The sequence below is a fragment of the Streptomyces avicenniae genome (assembly GCF_000719135.1).
Taxonomy (GTDB): domain Bacteria; phylum Actinomycetota; class Actinomycetes; order Streptomycetales; family Streptomycetaceae; genus Streptomyces; species Streptomyces avicenniae.
Window position 1 is genome coordinate 261,098 of the sequence record NZ_JOEK01000001.1, and the last position, 18,274, is coordinate 279,371.

At 74.2% G+C, this 18,274-nt stretch carries 16 protein-coding genes; 5 read left to right on the forward strand and 11 right to left on the reverse strand.

Translation table 11 applies throughout. The features are described 5' to 3' along the window. Positions 1 to 20 precede the first annotated feature (20 nt). Entirely contained in the window at positions 21 to 1,853 is a 1,833-nt protein-coding gene (locus IF27_RS01190) for an ABC transporter ATP-binding protein (RefSeq protein ID WP_052847334.1), read from the reverse strand. Further along, entirely contained in the window at positions 1,850 to 3,694 is a 1,845-nt protein-coding gene (locus IF27_RS01195; protein WP_052847335.1) for an ABC transporter ATP-binding protein, read from the reverse strand. The genes IF27_RS01190 and IF27_RS01195 overlap by 4 nt, the downstream gene beginning before the upstream one ends. 231 nt (positions 3,695 to 3,925) lie before the next feature. Here IF27_RS01195 and IF27_RS01200 point away from each other — a divergent pair, with 231 nt between their 5' ends. Continuing rightward, complete coding sequence (locus IF27_RS01200) at positions 3,926 to 4,837, forward strand: FAD-dependent oxidoreductase (protein WP_420821966.1); 912 nt, start codon at positions 3,926 to 3,928, stop codon at positions 4,835 to 4,837. Here IF27_RS01200 and IF27_RS01205 read toward each other — a convergent pair. The 3 genes from IF27_RS01205 to IF27_RS01215 form a co-directional block, all read right to left on the reverse strand. Beyond that, entirely contained in the window at positions 4,771 to 5,412 is a 642-nt protein-coding gene (locus tag IF27_RS01205; protein ID WP_052847875.1) for an HAD family hydrolase, read from the reverse strand. The two genes, IF27_RS01200 and IF27_RS01205, sit on opposite strands and share 67 nt — an antisense overlap. Positions 5,413 to 5,483: 71 nt before the next feature. Continuing rightward, a complete protein-coding gene (gene cutA, locus IF27_RS01210) occupies positions 5,484 to 5,813 on the reverse strand; it encodes a divalent-cation tolerance protein CutA (protein WP_052847337.1) in 330 nt (109 codons plus the stop codon). 46 nt (positions 5,814 to 5,859) lie between these two features. Then, positions 5,860 to 6,606 carry a DUF4232 domain-containing protein gene (locus IF27_RS01215; protein ID WP_052847338.1) on the reverse strand — a complete coding sequence of 249 codons (747 nt, stop codon included), beginning with the start codon at positions 6,604 to 6,606 and terminating at the stop codon, positions 5,860 to 5,862. 203 nt (positions 6,607 to 6,809) lie between these two features. Here IF27_RS01215 and IF27_RS01220 point away from each other — a divergent pair, with 203 nt between their 5' ends. Beyond that, positions 6,810 to 7,991: a helix-turn-helix domain-containing protein gene (locus tag IF27_RS01220; RefSeq protein WP_052847339.1), complete on the forward strand. Its 1,182-nt coding sequence runs from the start codon at positions 6,810 to 6,812 to the stop codon at positions 7,989 to 7,991. A gap of 13 nt (positions 7,992 to 8,004) precedes the next feature. Here the strand turns inward: IF27_RS01220 and IF27_RS01225 are convergent, their stop codons facing one another. Then, the gene (locus IF27_RS01225) at positions 8,005 to 8,496 is read right to left on the reverse strand and encodes a nucleotidyltransferase domain-containing protein (RefSeq protein ID WP_190232789.1); all 492 of its coding nucleotides are present in this window, start codon (positions 8,494 to 8,496) and stop codon (positions 8,005 to 8,007) included. Positions 8,497 to 8,558: 62 nt separating this feature from the next. Continuing rightward, a complete protein-coding gene (locus IF27_RS01230; protein ID WP_052847340.1) occupies positions 8,559 to 9,233 on the reverse strand; it encodes a response regulator in 675 nt (224 codons plus the stop codon). A 424-nt stretch (positions 9,234 to 9,657) separates the two neighbouring features. Here IF27_RS01230 and pdhA point away from each other — a divergent pair, with 424 nt between their 5' ends. Genes pdhA through IF27_RS01245 form a run of 3 tightly spaced genes read left to right on the forward strand, consistent with a single transcriptional unit; the run spans position 9,658 to position 13,215 of the window. Then, complete coding sequence (gene pdhA / locus IF27_RS01235) at positions 9,658 to 10,818, forward strand: pyruvate dehydrogenase (acetyl-transferring) E1 component subunit alpha (RefSeq protein ID WP_052847341.1); 1,161 nt, start codon at positions 9,658 to 9,660, stop codon at positions 10,816 to 10,818. A gap of 1 nt (position 10,819) precedes the next feature. Then, entirely contained in the window at positions 10,820 to 11,821 is a 1,002-nt protein-coding gene (locus tag IF27_RS01240) for an alpha-ketoacid dehydrogenase subunit beta (RefSeq protein WP_052847342.1), read from the forward strand. A gap of 26 nt (positions 11,822 to 11,847) precedes the next feature. Continuing rightward, positions 11,848 to 13,215 (forward strand): dihydrolipoamide acetyltransferase family protein, encoded by a 1,368-nt coding sequence (locus tag IF27_RS01245; protein WP_052847877.1) that lies wholly within the window; start codon positions 11,848 to 11,850, stop codon positions 13,213 to 13,215. An 82-nt stretch (positions 13,216 to 13,297) separates the two neighbouring features. On the opposite strand, the gene IF27_RS01250 is transcribed toward IF27_RS01245, so the two are convergent. Genes IF27_RS01250 through IF27_RS01265 form a run of 4 tightly spaced genes read right to left on the reverse strand, consistent with a single transcriptional unit; the run spans position 13,298 to position 18,038 of the window. Next, positions 13,298 to 13,852, reverse strand: coding sequence for a bacterial proteasome activator family protein (locus IF27_RS01250; RefSeq protein ID WP_052847343.1), 555 nt, complete (start codon positions 13,850 to 13,852; stop codon positions 13,298 to 13,300). A 21-nt stretch (positions 13,853 to 13,873) separates the two neighbouring features. Then, positions 13,874 to 16,678: an ABC transporter permease family protein gene (locus IF27_RS01255; RefSeq protein WP_052847344.1), complete on the reverse strand. Its 2,805-nt coding sequence runs from the start codon at positions 16,676 to 16,678 to the stop codon at positions 13,874 to 13,876. Beyond that, positions 16,675 to 17,412: an ABC transporter ATP-binding protein gene (locus IF27_RS01260; RefSeq protein WP_052847345.1), complete on the reverse strand. Its 738-nt coding sequence runs from the start codon at positions 17,410 to 17,412 to the stop codon at positions 16,675 to 16,677. The genes IF27_RS01255 and IF27_RS01260 overlap by 4 nt, the downstream gene beginning before the upstream one ends. After that, the gene (locus IF27_RS01265) at positions 17,409 to 18,038 is read right to left on the reverse strand and encodes a PadR family transcriptional regulator (RefSeq protein WP_052847346.1); all 630 of its coding nucleotides are present in this window, start codon (positions 18,036 to 18,038) and stop codon (positions 17,409 to 17,411) included. Before IF27_RS01265 ends, IF27_RS01260 begins: the two co-directional genes overlap by 4 nt. Between the last annotated feature and the right edge of the window lie 236 nt (positions 18,039 to 18,274).

Sequence of the window (18,274 nt, forward strand, 5' to 3'; positions counted from 1 at the left end):
CCGCGCGCCGTCGCGGGTATTCACGTCAGGCTGTTCCGCCACGCGGTGTGCAGGTCGGCGAACCTGCCTCGCCGCTCGATGAGTTCGGCGGGAGTGCCGTCCTCGACGACGCGCCCGCCGTCCATCACCACGACTCGGTCGGCGATCCGGAGCGTCGAGAGGCGATGGGCGACGACCAGAGCCGTGCGCCCTTCGAGCACCGTCCTCATGGCCCGCTGGACGAGCCGCTCACCCGGGATGTCCAGCGACGACGTGGCCTCGTCAAGAATCACCACGTCGGGATCGGCGAGCAAGGCCCGAGCGAGCGCGAGGAGTTGCCGCTGCCCGGCGGAGATGCGGGTGCCACGGGCGCGGACGTCCGTGTCGTACTCCTCCGGCAGCGCGCTGACGAAGGCGTGCGCGCCGACCGCCCTGGCCACCCGTTCGATGTCCGCGCGGTCGGCACCCGGGCGGCCGACGGCGATGTTCTCGGCGACCGTCCCCGAGAAGACGAAGGCGTCCTGCGTCACCATCACCACGGCGCGCCGCAGTTCGGCCGTGGCCAGGTGACGGAGGTCCACACCGTCGAGGAGGACGCGGCCGTGCGTCGGGTCGTGGAACCGGGCGAGCAGCCCGGCCAGCGTCGATTTCCCGGCGCCGGTCGCCCCGACGACGGCCACGGTCTCCCCGGCGGCGAGGGACAGGTCGAGACGCGGCAGGACCTCGCCACCGGTGCCGTACGCGAAGGTCACGCCGTCGAGCACGGCCCGACGGCCGCGCCCGGCAGGCGAGTTGGCCGGTAGCCGCGCCGGGGCGGCGGGTTCGGAGACGGAGGGACGCTGGGCCAGGAGCGCCGCGATCTTCTCCAGGGACGCGACGGCCGACTGGTAGGCGTCCAGGACGCCGCCGAGCTTGAGCGGGTCGTCGTACAGGCGGCGCAGGTAGAGGACGGCGGCGGTGAAGGCGCCGAGTTCCAGGCTGCCGGAGGCGACGCGGTGGGCGCCCCACAGGGCGAGGACGGCGATACCGGTGTTGGCGACGAGCCGGGACGAGGTCACGTACCGGCCCATCTCCAAGGTCGCGTCGCCGCTCAGGCGCGCGTGACGGCGGTCGATCTCCCGGAAGGACGCGTCGCCCGCCGCCTCCAGCCGGAAAGCCTGCACCACACGGATGTGGTGCAGGGTCTCGGCGAGCGCGCCGGTGACCGCCGCCGCCGCGCTCGACCGGTCGCGGTGGACGCGCGTGGCGCGGCGCCGGAACGACCGCACGGTCAGGTACAGCGGCGCGCCCACGGTCACGGCGGCGAGGCCGAGTTGACGGTCCAGGTGGAGCAGGAGGCCGGTGATGCAGACGGTGGTCAGCGCGGCGCCGACGATGTCCTCAAGCCCCTTGGCGAGCAGGCCGCGGAGCGCCCCGATGTCGCCGGTGGCCCTGGCGGTGAGCCGCCCGGAGCCGTACCGCTCGTGGAAGTCGAGGCCCAGCGCCTGCGAGTGGCGGAAGACGCGCGTGAGGAGGTCGAGGAGCACGTCCTGCCCGGCGCGTGCCGAGAGGCGGACGTATCCGTACTGCGACGCCGCCGAGCCCGCCACGACCAGCGCGTAGACGAGGCAGACGCCCAGCAGCGGGCCGTGGTCCCCGTCCCGCAGGGCCGGGACCGCCCGGTCGATCGTGTACGCGACGAGCAGCGGGCCGACCTGCGAGAGCGCCCGTTGGAGCGTCAGCACGAGGCAGGTCGCGGTGAGGCGGCGCCGGTGCGGGCGCAGGAGGGACGCGAGCAGGGCCCGTGAGGCGCCGGGGGGCGCGGGCAGCGCGTCCTGCGCGAAGGCGTCGCCCGCAACGGACGCCCCGGCGGCGGCGGTCGTGGAGGGGGTCATGACGTCCGCCCGCCGTCCGCGCGCTCGCCCGTCGGCACGGTGAGGGGTGCGGGCGCGGACATGAGCCGGGCGTACTCGGCGTTCGTCCGCAGCAGTTCGCGGTGCGTGCCGACGGCGGCGATCCGGCCCTGCGACAGCAGCGCGACCCGGTCGGCGAGGAGCACGGTCGAGGGGCGATGGGCGACGAGCAGCGCCGTCGTCGTGCCGAGCACCTCGCGCAGCGCGGCCTCGACCGCGGCCTCGGTGTGGAGGTCGAGGGCGGACAGGGGGTCGTCCAGGACGAGCAGGCGCGGCCGTCCGACGACGGCGCGGGCCAGGGCGAGGCGCTGGCGCTGGCCGCCGGAGAGCGTCAGCCCCCGCTCGCCGAGCGTCGTGGCGGTCCCGTCGGGGAGGTGGCGGACGAACTCGTCGGCCCGCGCCACCCGGAGGGCCCGCGCGATGTCCGCGTCGGTGGCGTTCCGCGCGCCCATGGCCACGTTCTCGGTGACCGTCGCGGAGAAGAGCGCCGGGTCCTCGAAGGCGACGGCGACCCGGCCGCGCAGGTCGGCGCGCGTCATGGCGGCGATGTCCCGGCCGTCCATCGTGAGGCGTCCTGCGGTCGGCTCGTAGAGCCGCGGCACGAGGGCGGTGAGGGTCGTCTTGCCGCTGCCGGTCGCGCCGACCAGGGCCAGGGTCTCCCCCGGGGCGAGGCACAGGGTGACGCCGCGCAGGACGGCGGGCGCGTCGGGCGGGGCGTCCGGGTACTGGAACTCGACGTTCTCGAAGGCGAGTTCGACGGGCCCCGCCTCGCTCGCCGCCCGCCGGGTGGGCGCGGGCACGGGCGCGCGGTCCTGCGGGACCGGGAGCGCCATGACGTCGAGGTAGCGGTCCACGGCGGTCGCCGCCTCGTGGCTCAGCGCGAGCGACGAGCCCATCGACTCCACCACGGGCCGCAGGACCAGGGCCGTCGCCAGGAACGCGAGCAGCGTGCCGGGCGACAGCGACCCGTCCGCCACCTGGTACGCCCCCGCCACGAGCGTCAGCCCGACCGCGGACTCCGGCAGCGCCACGAACAGCGCCGACGCACCGGCCAGCAGACGCGCCTTGCCCAACTCGGCGGCGCGGACCCGGCGGGCCGCCTCAAGGACCACGCGCTCCCGCGCCTCGTGGCGGCCGAGGCCCTTGAGGACGCGGATGCCGAGGACCGACTCCTCGACGACCGTCGTCAGGTCGCCGCCCCGGTCCTGGGCCCGGCGCGAGGCGAGCGCGTAACGGGCCTCGAAGCGCGAGCCGACCACCAGCAGCGGCACGGCCGGGGCGAGCGTCAGCAGGCCGAGCGTCCACTGCTGGGAGAGCAGGACGACGCAACCCACCAAGAGCGTCACGGTGTTGACCACGAGGAACGTCAGGGGCAGCGCCAGGAAGACGTGGATCAGGCCGACGTCGGAGGTGGCGCGGGAGAGGAGTTGACCGGACGGCCATCGGTCGTGGAAGGCGAGCGGCAGCCGCTGCACGTGGTGGTGCAGCGCCTCCCGCATCGTCGCCTCGACCTCGGCCAGCGGTCGCGCGACCAGGCGCCGCCGCAGGCCGAACACGGCCGCCTCGGCGGCCCCGAGGAGCAGCAGGGCCAGGCCGCCCCACCACACGCCGGACGGATCGCCGCCCGTGAGCGGGCCGTCGGCCATCCACTTGAGGACCAGGGGCATGACGAGCCCGAGGCACGAGGCGGCGGTCGCCAGGAGGGTGGCGAGGAGGAGGCGCAGGCGCACGGGCCGCACGTAAGGACGCAGGCGCAGGAGGGAACGTACGGTCGAGCGTTCGTCGGCGGGGGAGGGGGGCAGGGGTGTGGCGGGGTCACGCACGGCAGGGGTCTCCTGAACGGGGCGCGCCTGCCGGGCACGCGGACGTGACCGGTCAACCGGCAGGCGGGGCGAAGGGGTTGCTCACTGGGGGCGCGCGGAGGTGCGCCCGGTGGAGGTCGCGGTCACCGGCGTTCCCTCCGTCCGCTTCGCTCGTCGTCCGGCCCCTGCGGCCGGACGAGGGGAGTGTACCGCCGGGGCGCGTGGCGACAATGGGGAGCCGACCACAGCCTGTTGGGAGAACACCGCATGTCCGCTGACCTGGTGATCGTCGGGGGTGGCCCGGCCGGGTGCGCCGCCGCCCTGAGCGCGGCGGGCGTCGGCCTGCGCTCCGTCCTGGTCGAACGCGAGGCGGCGCTGTGCCGGAAGCCGCGCGGCATCCCGGCGTTGAACAACGTCCTCGGCTTCCGCACGGGCCCCGGCTTCGCCGACGCCGTCGCCGCCGACCTCGCCGCGACCGGCCTGTGCGAGATCCGCACGGGCGTCGGCGTGACGGCGCTCGCCCCGGCCGAGGACGCGGTGACCGTCACGCTGGACGACGGCAGCCGCGTCCGCGCCCCGTACGCCGTGCTCGCCACCGGCGTCGGGCCCGTCGCCCCTGCCGACGCCGACTGGATCGACGCCCCGGGCGACCTCCACCTGACCCCGCTGTGGGAGGCCGACCCGGCCGGGGCCGAGGGCAGGACGTGGCTCGTCGTCGGCGCGGACCGGCCGCTCGGCACGTTCCTGCGGGCCCATCCGGCGCTCGACGTACGGCTGTTGGTCCCCCATCCGCCCGCCGACGCGTACAAGACGGAGGAGATCGCCGCCGATCCGCGCGTCACGCTGCTCCCCACGCCGCGCCTGACCCTGACCGGCCCGCTCACCGCCGAGCCCGGCGGGCTGCGCGCCGACGCCGCGTTCGCCAACATCGGCAGCGCCCCGGCCGCGCCCGTCGGGGCGGTGCTCGGCCCCGACGGCTACTGCCCGCCGGGGCTCCAGCACCCGCGCGTCCTCGTCGCCGGGGACCTGCGCGGCGCCCGCTACCAGCGGATCATGACGGCGGTCGGCTCGGGCACGGAGGCCGCGCTGCGCGCCTACTACACGACGCGCGACGTGCCGGGCGCCGGGGCGAGGCCGAGCAGCGACGCGAGGCGGCCGACGTAGCCGGGGTCGCCGTCCGCGTGGACGGTGGTGATGCCGAGCGCCGCGGCGGGCGGGAGGTTGACCTCCTGGTCGTCCACGAACACGCACTCCTCGCCGCGCAGCCCCATCCGGTCCAGCGTCAGCCGGTAGATCGCCGGGTCCGGCTTGGCGACGCCCTCGCGTTCCGAGAGCACCGTGACGTCGAACAGGTCCCAGACACCGACGTGTTCGTACGGGTCGTAGGGGTCGAGGCCGAAGCTGTTGGAGAGCATCGCCACCGTCATGCCCGCCTCGCGGGCCGCGACCGCCAGGGCGACCATGTCCTCGGCGCGCCGCACCTGCGCCCAGGCGCGGCCCATCAGGTTCTCCGACTCGGCAAGGCCGAGTTGCAGGGCCGTGCGGCGGTTCCACTCGGCCTGCGTCAACCGGCCCGCCTCCAGGGCGAGATAGTGCTCGCGCCCCCTCGGGTCCACGGTCAGCGCCTCGTGCCACGCGTGGGGCGCGAGCCCCTCCGCGACGCACCACTGCCCGATCGGGTCCCGCACCTCCTGCGTCATCACCCCGACGAAGTCCAGGATCAGCCCGCGATATCCCATGCCCGCCTCCTCGCGCGTCCGGTACGCCGTGACCACTCAACCCGCGGGCGGTGCCCCGGCGCCAGACCGCGTCACGGCTGGCGGGGCGCGGTCTCCTCGTCAAGCCAGGCGAGGTACGCGGCGCTGCCGTGGGTGATGTCGGTGGCGACGATCTCGGGGACGTCGTAGGCGTGGAGCGCCTTGATGACGGCTTCGAGGTCGGCGAACCTGGCGGCGGGGGTCTTGTACGTCACCCGCCACTCGGGGTCGGTGTGCAGTTCGCCGTTCCACCAGTACGCGCTGGTGATCGGCCCATCGATCTGCGCGCAGGCGGCGGCCCGCGCCTCCACGGCGGAGCGGGCCAGCGCCTCGGCGGCTTCCCTGCTGTCGGTCGTCGTGTACACGACGAGGTGGTCGGCCATGCGGCGACCGTACCGGACGGCGCCGTCCCGCCGGGGCGGCCCCGCGTCAGCCGTGGAGCGCCTGGTCCAGGGTCGTCTGCCAGTACGTGACCTGCGCCGCCGAGTCGATGTAGACCTCGCCGCCGGGCAGTTCGACGGCCACCGGGGCGCCGACGCCGTCGCCGTCTGCACCGGCGAACTGCACGTCGAGGCCGGTCGCGGTGTAGCCGCCCTGGGCCTCCCCGGAGGCGTCCGAGGTGATGATCGCGGCGTACGCGGTCTCGCCGGGGGCCAGGCCGACGACGGACTGCGGCGCGCTGGACTCGATCCGGGCCACGGGCGCTTGGGCGCCGTCGAAGCGCAGGAACGGGCTGTACCAGGCGAAGCAGGTCTCGGAACCGGTGTTGGTCACCGTGAGCAGCATGTGGTTGATGGGGCGCTCGACCGGTGTGGCGACCAGCTCGGTCGTGGTGTCCGTGCACGGCACGGTGTCCTCCTCGGACTCCCCCGCACCGCCTTCGAGCGTGCCCTGGCCCGGGTCCACGCCGGTGTCCTCCTCGGCGTCGTCGCCCTGCCCGGTGCCGCCGTCCTGACCGGTGTCCCCGGTGTCACCGGTACCGCCCGCGTCCCCCGCCGTGTCGGCGTCGCCGCCGCCGTCCTCCTCCTGGGGCGACTCGACGGTGGGCGACTCCGACGGGGCCGCGCCGGACAGTTCGTCCTCCTGGCAGGCGGTGAGCGTCAGGGCGAGCGTCGCGCCGAGGACGGCGACGGCGGCGCGGAGACGGGTGCGGCGGTGCGGTGCGTGGGTGTTCATCGTGGGGCTGCTCTCTGCTGGTTCTGATCGGATCGGCTGATCCGCCGGACCGGGTGGCCCGACGACCGAAGCCTGTGCCCGCCGCCGTCCCACCGGCCAGCGGAGGCGGCCGGTTCGGGGGGGTGGGACGGTTCCACCGAGCGTGAGCTGCGAGGATGTTCCCCGCGTCGAATGCCGGGACGGGACGCGGGATCGGGGGAACGGTGGGACCTGGTGCGGAGACGGCGGACCTCGCCGCGCTGCTCATCGAGCTGAAGGACCGTTCCGGTCTGAGCTACGGGGTCCTCGCGAAGAGGCTCCACATGAGCGCGTCCACGCTGCACCGGTACTGCCGGGGCGAGGCGCTGCCGCCCGAGTTCGCGACGGTGGAACGGTTCGCGCGGCTGTGCAAGGCCACGCCCGAGGAGCGCGCCGAGCTGCACAGGCGGTGGATCTCCGCGGACACGGCCCGGGAGCGTGAGCGGAAGGGCCCCAGGGCGGCACCGGCCGCGCCCGAACCCGTCGCACAGGCACCCGTCGCACAGGCTCCAGCCGCGCAGGCACCCGTCGCGCAGGCACAGGTCGCCCCGGAGCCGGGCGTGTTCGGGCCCCCGCCGCCCGTCGCCGCGCCGCCGGGCGGGCCCGCCCCCCGCCGTCCGGGACGGCCGCGGTTCGCCCTCGCCGCGGTGGGGGCCCTCGCCGCCGTCGTGGCGACCGCCCTGCTCGTCGGCCTCCTGACCAGCGGCGACGGGGACGGCGGCGAGGACACGGCGGCCGACGACACCGGCGCGGAACTGCTCGACGTCGCCCTCAGCTCGCGCACGTTCGAACCCTGCTCGGGCAGCTACCTCATCGACCTGCCGCCGACCCAGGTCCCGCCCCCGCCGATGGAGGCGGAGGCCGCCGACTGGGCCCGCGCCCTGGGGGCCGTGCCCGCGGAGGAGCAGGCGATGGAGCTCACCGTCCAGGCGGCCGACGAGGCCGCCACCGTCGTCCTGCACGACCTGCGCGTCCGCGTCACGGAGACCAGCGACCCGCTGCCGTGGCACCTCTACAGCGGCTACGCGGCCTGCGGCGGCGGGCCCGTGCGGACCTCGGCGTTCGACGTCGATCTCGACGCCGACGCACCCCGGCTGACGGCGGCGAACGGGCAGGACGACCTGCCGCTGTGGGTGGACGCGACCGAGCCCCTGGTCTTCTACGTCGATGCGCGCACCGACGACCAGGCCGTCAGCTGGTACCTGGAGCTCGACTGGTCGAGCGGCGAGGAGACGGGCACCCTCCGCGTGGACGACGGCGGGCAGCCGTTCCGCACGAGCGCCGTCACCGACCAGACCGAGTGGGCCTACATGATCGGCGGCACCGAGTGGTACGACACGGCGACCGGCGAGCCCGCCGGTTCCTGACCCGCCGCCCCGCTCAGAAGTGGGTGGCGATGCCGAACGTCTCGCGGAGCAGCGCCATGTCGTGGCGGTCGCGGTCGGTGGGCTCGTAACCCTGGTGGAAGAAGACCTGCTGCCCGGCGGACAGGCAGGGCACCGTGTCGCCGTCGAGGGTGCCCGTCACGAAACAGTCCGGAGGGTACGGAAACGGGCGCCCGGGATCGAACGACGCTTGTGTGGCGCCTCCGTCCGGAGCGAACACCAGCGGATGCAGGTCGATCTCACGGCCCGCCCCGTCGGCGACGACGAAGCGCACGGGGCGCTGGTCCAGCGTCTCGGCGAAACCGGCCGCGGCGAGCGCCGCGAGGACGGCGGGCTCCTGGTCGGCGCGGTGCATGAGGTCCAGGTCGCGGTGCGGGCGGGAACGTTTCCCCACGAGCGCGTCGATGCCCCAGCCGCCGCCGATCCAGACGTCCGCGCCCGCGGCCCGCAGCACGCGCAGGATCTCCCGCACGTCCTCGCCCGTCATCATGGCCACCCCGCCGACCTCCCGCACACCGAGGCGGCAAGTGTAGGCGGCGGGCCGCGGCGTCAGTCCTTGCGTTCCGCCTGGAGGCGCGCGACGTAGGCGGCGGCCTGGGAGCGGCGTTCCATGCCCAGTTTCGCGAGGACGCTGGAGACGTAGTTCTTGATCGTCTTCTCGGCGAGGTGTAGCTCCTGGCCGATCGCCCGGTTGGTGAGCCCGTCGCCGATCAGGTCGAGGATGCGGCGCTCCTGCTCGGTCAGCCGGGCCAGCCGGTCGTCACCGCCCGCCGCGCCGGGGACACCCTGGCCGCCGCGCAGGCGTTCGAGGACGCGGCGGGTGGCGTCCGGGTCGAGGAGCGACTTGCCCGCCGCGACGTCGCGGACCGCCGACAGCAGCTCGCTGCCCCTGATGGCCTTGAGGACGTACCCGGAGGCGCCCGCCATGATGGCGTCGAACAGCGCCTCGTCGTCGGCGTACGAGGTGAGCATCAGGCAGCGGATCGTCTCGTCGCGCGAGCGGATGTCGCGGCAGACCTCGACGCCCGTGCCGTCCGGCAGCCGCACGTCGAGGACCGCGACGTCGGGCCGCGCGGCGGGGACGCGGGCCAGCGCCTCGGCGGCCGTCCCGGCCTCGCCGACGACGTCGATGTCCTCCTCCATCGCCAGCAGCTCCCGCACACCGCGCCGGACGACCTCATGGTCGTCCAGGAGGAATACCCTGATTTTTCCGTCTTCCGGCACGTGGCCAGTGTCACACAATTCGCCCGACGCGCCCCCTGGCACGCCCGCCGTACGCGTCGCGCGACCGTGCCGGGAACCTTCCCGGGACACGGTCGGCCGGGTTAACGTGCAAGGGTCCCGCGGCGCTGCGAGCCTTGGACCAGTGCCGATCCCCGACCCGATCCGCACGCCTGTCCACACACCGCCGCGACCGGCGGGAAAGTACTTGGACATCACAGTAAATCCGCAGGTCAGGGCCGTTTTCGTGGCTTGTGGACCGGATGGATACCGTGCTCTTATGAGGCGGTCGGACGGGACGGAGACGGGACAACAGGAACCCGCTCGGTTCCGGACGCCGCACCCACCCCCGTGCGCCGTGCGGGACCGGGCGAGCCGCACTGGCCGCCCGGCGGATCCCGGGGGCCGGACCGACGGAGGAGCACGAGTGACCGTGGAGAGCACAGCCGCGCGCGGCAAGCCGCGCCGGAGCACGAACCGGAGCACGACGACGACCCGGCGCAAACCCCGTCAGCCGCGCGACGGGATGGTGCAGCTGCTGACCCCCGAGGGCGAGCGGGTCGAACACCCGGACTACGCGCTCGACATCGACGCCGACACGCTGCGGGGCCTGTACCGCGACATGGCGCTGACCCGGCGGTTCGACGCGGAGGCGACCGCGCTCCAGCGTCAGGGTGAACTGGGCCTGTGGCCCTCGCTGCTCGGCCAGGAGGCCGCGCAGATCGGTTCCGGCCGGGCGCTGCGCCCGCAGGACTACGTCTTCCCCACCTACCGTGAGCACGGCGTCGCGTGGTGCCGCGGCGTCGATCCGACGAAGCTGCTGGGCATGTTCCGCGGCGTCAACCACGGCGGCTGGGACCCGAACACCAACAACTTCCACCTGTACACCATCGTCATCGGCTCGCAGGTGCTGCACGCGACGGGCTACGCGATGGGGGTGGCCAAGGACGGTGCCGACGCCGCCGTCCTCGCCTACTTCGGCGACGGCGCGTCCAGCCAGGGCGACGTCGCCGAGGCGTTCACGTTCGCGGCCGTCTACAACGCGCCCGTCGTCTTCTTCTGCCAGAACAACCAGTGGGCCATCTCCGAGCCCACCGAGCGGCAGACCCGCGTGCCGCTCTACCAGCGCGCGGCCGGTTACGGCTTCCCCGGCGTACGGGTGGACGGCAACGACGTGCTGGCCGTGCTCGCCGTGACGCGCGCGGCGGCCGAGCAGGCCCGTTCGGGTCAGGGCCCGACGCTGGTCGAGGCGTTCACGTACCGCATGGGCGCGCACACCACCTCGGACGACCCGACGCGCTACCGCAGCGACGACGAGCTGGTGTCCTGGGAGGCGAAGGACCCGCTGCTGCGGCTGCGGCGCCACCTGGAGCGGCTCGACGCGGCGGACGAGGCGTACTTCGCCGCGCTGGACGAGGAGAGCGACACGCTCGCGCGGCGCGTCAGGGAGGCCATCAGGACGATGCCCGACCCCGACCCGATGTCCGCGTTCGAGCACGTGTACGCCGACGGGCACAGCCTGGTGGACGAGGAGCGCGCCCAGTACGCGGCCTACGTCGCGTCCTTCGCCGACCGTGAGGAGAACTGACATGGCCGCCGGTACGTCTCCCGCGTCGCCCGTGCGGCTCCCCCTCGCCAAGGCGGTCAACGCCGCGCTGCGCACCGCGCTCGACGCCGACCCGAAGGTCCTGGTGATGGGCGAGGACGTCGGCAAGCTCGGCGGCGTCTTCCGCGTCACGGACGGGCTCCAGAAGGACTTCGGCGAGGACCGCGTCATCGACACGCCGCTCGCCGAGTCGGGGATCATCGGCACGGCCATCGGCCTCGCGCTGCGCGGCTACCGGCCGGTGGCGGAGATCCAGTTCGACGGCTTCGTCTTCCCCGCGTACGACCAGATCGTCACGCAGCTCGCGAAGATGCACGCCCGCGCGCTCGGCACGATCAAGCTGCCGGTCGTGATCCGCATCCCCTTCGGCGGCGGCATCGGCGCGGTGGAGCACCACAGCGAGTCGCCCGAGGCGCTGTTCGCGCACGTCGCGGGCCTGAAGATCGTCACGCCCTCGAACGCGTCGGACGCCTACTGGATGCTGCGGCAGGCCATCGAGTGCGACGACCCGGTGATCTTCTTCGAGCCGAAGGCACGCTACTGGGACAAGGCGGACGTGGACCCGTCCGGCATCCCGGGGCCGCTGCACGCGGCGCGCGTCGTCCGCGAGGGCACCGACCTGACGCTGCTGGCGTACGGGCCGACGGTCCGCACGGCGCTCCAGGCGGCGGACGCGGCGGCCGAGGAGGGCACGTCGCTCGAAGTCGTGGACATGCGGTCGGTGTCGCCGATCGACTTCGACACGATCCAGCGGTCGGTGGAGAAGACGGGCCGCCTGGTCGTCGCGCACGAGGCGCCGGTGTTCTTCGGCGCGGGCGCCGAGATCGCGGCGCGCATCACCGAACGCTGCTTCTACCATCTTGAGGCCCCCGTGCTGCGGGTGGGCGGTTTCCACTCGCCCTATCCCCCGGCCCGGATAGAGGAGGACTACCTCCCCGGGCTCGACCGGGTGCTGGACGGCGTTGACCGCGCCTTGGCGTACTGAGGAAAGAGCTGAGGAGAGTCGTGACGATGGCTGCTGCGGCACAGCGCTTCCGGGAGTTCCGGATGCCCGACGTGGGCGAGGGGCTGACGGAGGCCGAGATCCTGAAGTGGCTCGTCCAGCCGGGTGACACGGTGAGCGACGGCCAGGTCGTGGTCGAGGTGGAGACCGCCAAGGCGGCGGTGGAGCTGCCGATCCCCTATGACGGGCGGGTGCGCGAGGTGCACTTCGCCGAGGGTGCGACGGTGGATGTCGGCACGCCGATCATCACCGTGGACACCGATCCGTCGGCGGGTGACGGCGAGGAGACGGACGAGGGCGGTGGCGCCGCCGGTGGGCGGCAGCCCGTGCTCGTCGGGTACGGCGTCGCGCCCGGCGCGACGAAGCGCAGACCGCGGAAGACGGCGGGGGCCGGCGCCGGGGAGCAGGCGCCGCCTGAACCTGTCGCGACGGAACCGGCCGCGCCCGAGCCCGTCGCGCCGGAGCCTCCCGCGCCCGAACCGCTCGCGGCCAGGCCGCTGGCCAAACCGCCGGTGCGCAAGCTGGCGAAGGACCTCGGCGTCGATCTGGCGACGGTGACGCCGACGGGCCCCGACGGCGTCGTCACCCGCGCGGACGTGCACGCGGCGGCGGCCCCGGCCGTACCGGCGCAGCCCACGGCTGCCGACACCCTCCCGGCGACGGTGTCCGACGCCGCGCGCGAGCGCCGCGTGCCGGTGAAGGGCGTACGGCGGGCGACAGCACAGGCCATGGTGAACAGCGCGTTCACCGCGCCGCATGTCAGCGAGTTCGTGACGGTGGACGTGACGCGCACGGTCCGGCTGGTCGAACGGCTGCGGCGGGACGAGGACCTGGCCGGGCTGCGGGTGAACTTCTTGTTGATCACGGCCCGTGCGCTCCTGCTCGCGATCCGCCGCCACCCCGAGGTGAACGCCGCGTGGGACGAGGCCAACCAGGAGATCGTCCACAAGGACTACGTCAACCTGGGCATCGCCGCCGCCACCCCGCGCGGCCTGATGGTGCCGAACATCAAGGACGCGGGCGGCAAGACCCTGCCGGAGCTGGCCCGCGCCCTCGGCGACCTGGTCGCGACGGCCAAGGAGGGGCGCACCCAGCCCGCCGACATGCGCGGCGGGACGGTGACGATCACCAACATCGGCGTCTTCGGCATCGACACCGGCACGCCGATCCTGAACCCGGGCGAGTCCGCGATCCTCGCGCTCGGCGCGGTGCGGGAGAAGCCGTGGGTGCACAAGGGGAAGGTCAAGCCGCGCCACGTGACGACGCTCGCCCTCTCGTTCGACCACCGGTTGGTGGACGGCGAGCTGGGCTCACGCGTCCTCGCCGACGTGGCGGCGGTCCTCGAACACCCCCGCAAGCTCCTGACCTGGGGCTGACCGCGGAACACCGACGGCCCGGGAGCGCCACACGCGCTCCCGGGCCGTCGCCGCGCCGGGGTCGGCCCCGGCCCCCGTTCCCTCAGAGGTACGGCCCGGAGCCGGTCGTGCCGTGCCCGGCCTCGCCCAGGTCGTCCGGGAGCGAGCCGGGCGGCAGGGCCCGCCGCATCTGCTCCAGCTGCGCCCGCGCCGCCATCTGCTGCGCGAACAGCGCCGTCTGGATGCCGTGGAAGAGCCCTTCGAGCCAGCCGACGAGCTGGGCCTGCGCGATGCGCAGCTCGGCCTCCGTCGGCACGCTGTCCTCCCCGAAGGGCAGGGACAGGCGGCTCAGCTCCTGCACCAGCTCGGGCGCGAGCCCTTCCTCCAGTTCCTTGACGGAGCTGGCGTGGATCTCCGCCAGGCGGGCGCGGCTGGCCTCGTCGAGCGGCGCCGCCTTCACCTCTTCCAGCAACTGCTTGATCATGCTGCCGATCCGCATGACCTTCGCCGGCTGTTCCACCATCTCGGTCACGGGGGTCTCGGTGCGGCCCTCGTCGCCGTCGCCCCGGCCGGGAGCGCCGCTCAGCGCCATCCCGTCCGGACCCACGACCAGGATCTGGGCGTTCTCCTGCGGTGGTTCGTTCCTCGGCTGAGTCATGGGTCCATCATGCAACGGCGCTCACCCCGCCCGCCGCGCGAGGGTGATCCGCGAGCGCGTGAGCAGCGCCGCGAGCAGGCACGCGACCAGCGGCACGCCGATCAGCAGCTCGCCGAACGTCGCCCAGGGCAGTTCGAGGAACAGCTCGGGGCGCCCGCCGTCCACCCAGCCGCTTTCGAGGCTCTCCTCCCACCACCGGTTCTGCGTCCGGTGGTCGGCCAGCACCATGGCGATGCCGGGGACGAGGCCCGACACGGCGCCCAGCACCACACCCATCAGGGCGATGACGCCGCACTGGAGTCCGGAGAGGGTGCGCCGCACGCGGGGTGCGGCGCCCACGGCGGCGAGCGTCGCGAGGTCGGCGGCGGAGTCGGCCTGGGCGAGGCCGGTCGCGATGCCCGCCGCGCCGATGGTGAGGACGAGGGCGACCAGCGTGAGGACGAGCAGCGGCAGCGACGTGGAGCTCTCGTAGCCGCGCTCGACGTCCCAGGACATCGCGTCGCCGAACCCGTCCATGGCCCCGTCGAACGCCCGGCGCTCCGCGTCGTCGGGGGCGGCCGAGGTGGACCAGAAGCTCGCGGTGTCCACGGCACGCAGCCCGGCGGCCTCGGCGGTCTCCGGGGAGATCAGCATGTCCACGGGCCCGTCGCCCGGGGCGGTGACGGAGGGGAACGTCCAGGAGCTGTCAGGGGCGGCGACCAGGTTGCCGTTCTCGTCCCACTCGTCCTCGCCCGGGCTCTCCCAGTACTCGAAGGTGGTCTCGCCCTCCGCCGAACGGTAGAGGTCGTTGAAGACGACCGCGCCGCCCTCGTCCAGCGTCCGCAGGGTCTCCGGGGTGTCCACGCCGAGCACGCGCAGCAGTTCAGGACCGGCCACGGCGACCGAAATCATGGCCATGCTGCCGTTGCTGACGCTGTTGAGGCAGCGCGGGTCGTCGGCGAGGCGCAGGCGTTCCTCGTGGGTCAGCCGCTGGGCGTCGTCCCCGCCGGACATCGGGCAGCGGTTGGCCTCGGGCACGGCGATCGCCTGGTAGGAGCAGGTCCCCGAGGAGTCGCACTCGTCCTCGTCGAGGACGACGGCGGAGACGTCCGCGCGTTCGGCGACCGGGAGTTCCCGTTCGGCCGCCTGGCGGCTCCTGGCGAGAGCGGAGGCGGACGAGTCGTCGTACTCCCACAGGTTCATGGAGACGGTGCCCTCGGGCACGGCCGCGGCGTAGTCGGCCCGGTTCCGCGCGTCCTCGCTGACCAGGACGGTGCTGACGGTGACGAGCCCGGCGACCGCCGCGAGGATCGCGGCCACGGCGGGGGCGCTGCGGCCCCGGTTGCGCGCCGCGTCCCGCAGGGCGAGCCGGCCGGACAGCGGCAGCCTCCTGCCGAGGCGGCCGAAGGCGCCGACCAGCGCGGGGGTGAGGGCGACGACGCCGAGTTCGGCGACGATCGCCCCGGCGGCCACGAAGGTCGCGTCGTCCATCATGACCGCGCCCGCCAGGGCGACGACCGCGCCGAGCACCAGGGCGACACCCCCGACGACCGGCAGGACACGGCTCCCGCGCCGCACGCCGCGGCGCCCCGTGAGGGACTCCAGCACGTCGCCGCGCGAGGCGGTGACGGCCGGGACGAGCGCGGCGCACGTGCCGACGAGGACGGCGAGTGCCGCGATGGCGCCCAGTTCCAGGACGCGCAGGTCCCAGGCGCCGAAGCGCTGGCCGACGGCCTCCTCGATGAACGGCCTGGCGGCCATCGTGCCGAGGATGCCGAGGACGACGCCGACCACGGCGGCCACGGCGCCGAGCACGATGCCGCTGGCCAGGGTGATGGCCCGCAGGTGGCGGCGGTCGCCGCCGTTGGCGCCGATCAGACCGAGCTGACGGCGCGAGCGGCGCACGCCGACGGCGAACGCGGGCCCGGCCAGCAGGCAGATCTCCAGGACGACGAGGGAGACGACGGTGCCGACGCCGACGAACGCCTCCGCGGTGAGGTCGGCGCTGGAGCCCCAGTCGAGGCCGTAGCCCTCCTCGGCGGGCGGCGGGTCGAGGCGGACGGCGCGGGAGACGACCGTGTAGCCCTCCGCGTTCGCCTCCTTGACGGCGGACCAGTCCACGTCGCCGGGGACGGCGACCAGGTAGGAGGCGGTGAGCGAGTCCTCCGCGTCCGTGCCGGCGAGGCGGGCGATGAGGGCGCCGGGGCGGGCGATGATCTCGTCCGTGTTGAGTTCGGAGGGGATCTCGTAGGTGCCGACGACCTCGGCGGACACGTCCGTGCCCGCGAGGGTGAGGTCGTCGCCGAGGGACAGTCCCGACCTGTCGAGGAAGTTCTCGGTGACGACGACCTCGCCCGGCCCCTCGGGGAGGCGGCCGTCGAGCGGGGTGAGCATCCCTTCGGTCAGCGGGTCGGAGATGTCGATCTCGCGCAGGGCCGCGCGGACGATCCCGTCGCCGACATCGATGCGCAGGTAGGTGCTGAGATCGCTCAGGACCGTGGCGTCGTCGGGCAGCAGGGGGGTGAGGGACACCGGGGGGCGCCCGTCGAGGTCCGGTGGCGGCGGGACGTCGCCCTCCGGGTCCGTCCAGCTCACGCTCTCGCCGTCGAACGACTGCTCGACCTGGCCGTCGCTCTCCAGGCGGTAGCGGGCGTCCGCCGCGCCCATGGAGCGGGTCAGCTCCTCCCGCGGGGACAGCTCGCCGGAGCGGAAGACCACGTCGGCGGCGGAGACGCCGAGGATGGGCAGGGCGATCATGGCGACGACCAGGGCGCTGCGGCCCTTGGCGCGGAGGGCGTCACGGCGGGCGATGCGCAGGGCGAGCCGCCAGGTGGACAGGGCGCTCACCGCTCACCGCCGCCGACGAGCAGCGAATCGGCGGTACCGGCGGTCGTCTCGTCCACGACCGTGCCGTCCCGCAGGAAGACGACGCGGTCGGCCCAGGCGGCGTAGCGGGGCTCGTGCGTGACCATGACGGTCGCGGCGCCCTGGTCGCAGCGCTTGCGCAGGAGGACGAGGACGCTCTCGCCGGTCTCGGAGTCGAGGGCGCCGGTGGGCTCGTCGGCCAGGAGCAGGCGGCGTTCGCCGATGAGGGCGCGGGCGATCGCGACGCGCTGCTGCTGGCCGCCCGACATCTCGTCGGGGAAGCGGTCGGCGACCTCGGCGAGACCTATCTCCTCCAGCGCGGCGAGCGCCTCGCGGCGGGCGGCGCGGCTGCGGACGCCGTCGAGTTCGCGGGGCAGCGCGATGTTCTCGGCGGCGGTGAGGGCGGGGACGAGGTTGTAGTCCTGGAAGACGTACCCGATGCTCGTGCGGCGGACCTTGGCCAGGGCGGGGCGCTTCAGCTCGCCGAGGGAGACGCCCTCGACCAGCACCTCGCCCGAGCTGGCGGTGTCCAGGCCCCCGGCGAGCGTCAGCAGGGTGGACTTGCCGGAGCCGGAGGGGCCCATGACGGCGACGAACTCGCCCGCGTCCACGGTCAGGTCGATGCCGCGCAGCGCGTGGACGGTGGCGGCGCCCGTGCCGTGGACGCGGGTCAGCTCCCGCAGGCGCAGGACGGGCGGGCGGGGTGCGGTGGTCATGAGATCTCCTGGCGGGCGGCGCGGCCCGCGCGGTCCGGGGTGTCGGCGTCGTCGGGGGGCGGGGCGGGGGCTGACGGGGGGCGCTCGGCGAGCGCGTGGGCGAGGCGTACGAGGCGCGCCTCGCAGTGGTCCAGCCAGCGGGTCTCGGCCTCGGCGGCGAAGATGAGCTGTTCGAGGACGAGGAGCCAGGCGATGTCGTCGCTGTTGTCGGGGCCCCCGGACAGGGCCCGGCTCTTGAGGCGCGTGTAGTCCTGGAGCGCGGCCAGGGAGTGGCGGCGCTGGTTCTGGATGACGGTGCGGATGTCCACGCCAGGGGTGCTGATGGCCATGGCGAGCTTGATGGCCAGTTCGTCGCGGGCGGGCTGGGTGCGGTCCACGGGGCGCTCGTACCACTCCACGAGTTCGCGGCGCCCGGTCTCGGTGATGGCGTAGAGCTGCTGCTTGGCGTCACCGCCCGGCTCGGGGGCGATCAGGCCGTCGCGTTCGAGGCGGCCGAGGGTCGTGTAGACCTGCCCGATGTTGAGGGGCCAGGTGGCACCGGTTCTGGCCTCGAACTCGGTGCGGAGCTGGGAACCGTAGCGCGGGCCGTGGTCCAGCAGGGCGAGTAGCCCGTAGCGGATCGACATACCGCGTATGTATACCGGGTATGTTGCGGGTTCCGCAATTCACGTCCGGCCGCACGGCAGGCCACGGCGTGTTCGAAAGGGATGGGGGCGCCCGGAAAGGTGAGCACGCGTCGGGCGGTTGGGGGTGGGGAGCCCTCCGTCCCATGGGCGGGGAGAAGGGCTCCGGCGCGGCACGTCGGCTGTGGGGGTCGGGGGGCGGTGGACGGTGGCGGCGGGTGGCCGGGGTGGGCGTGGCT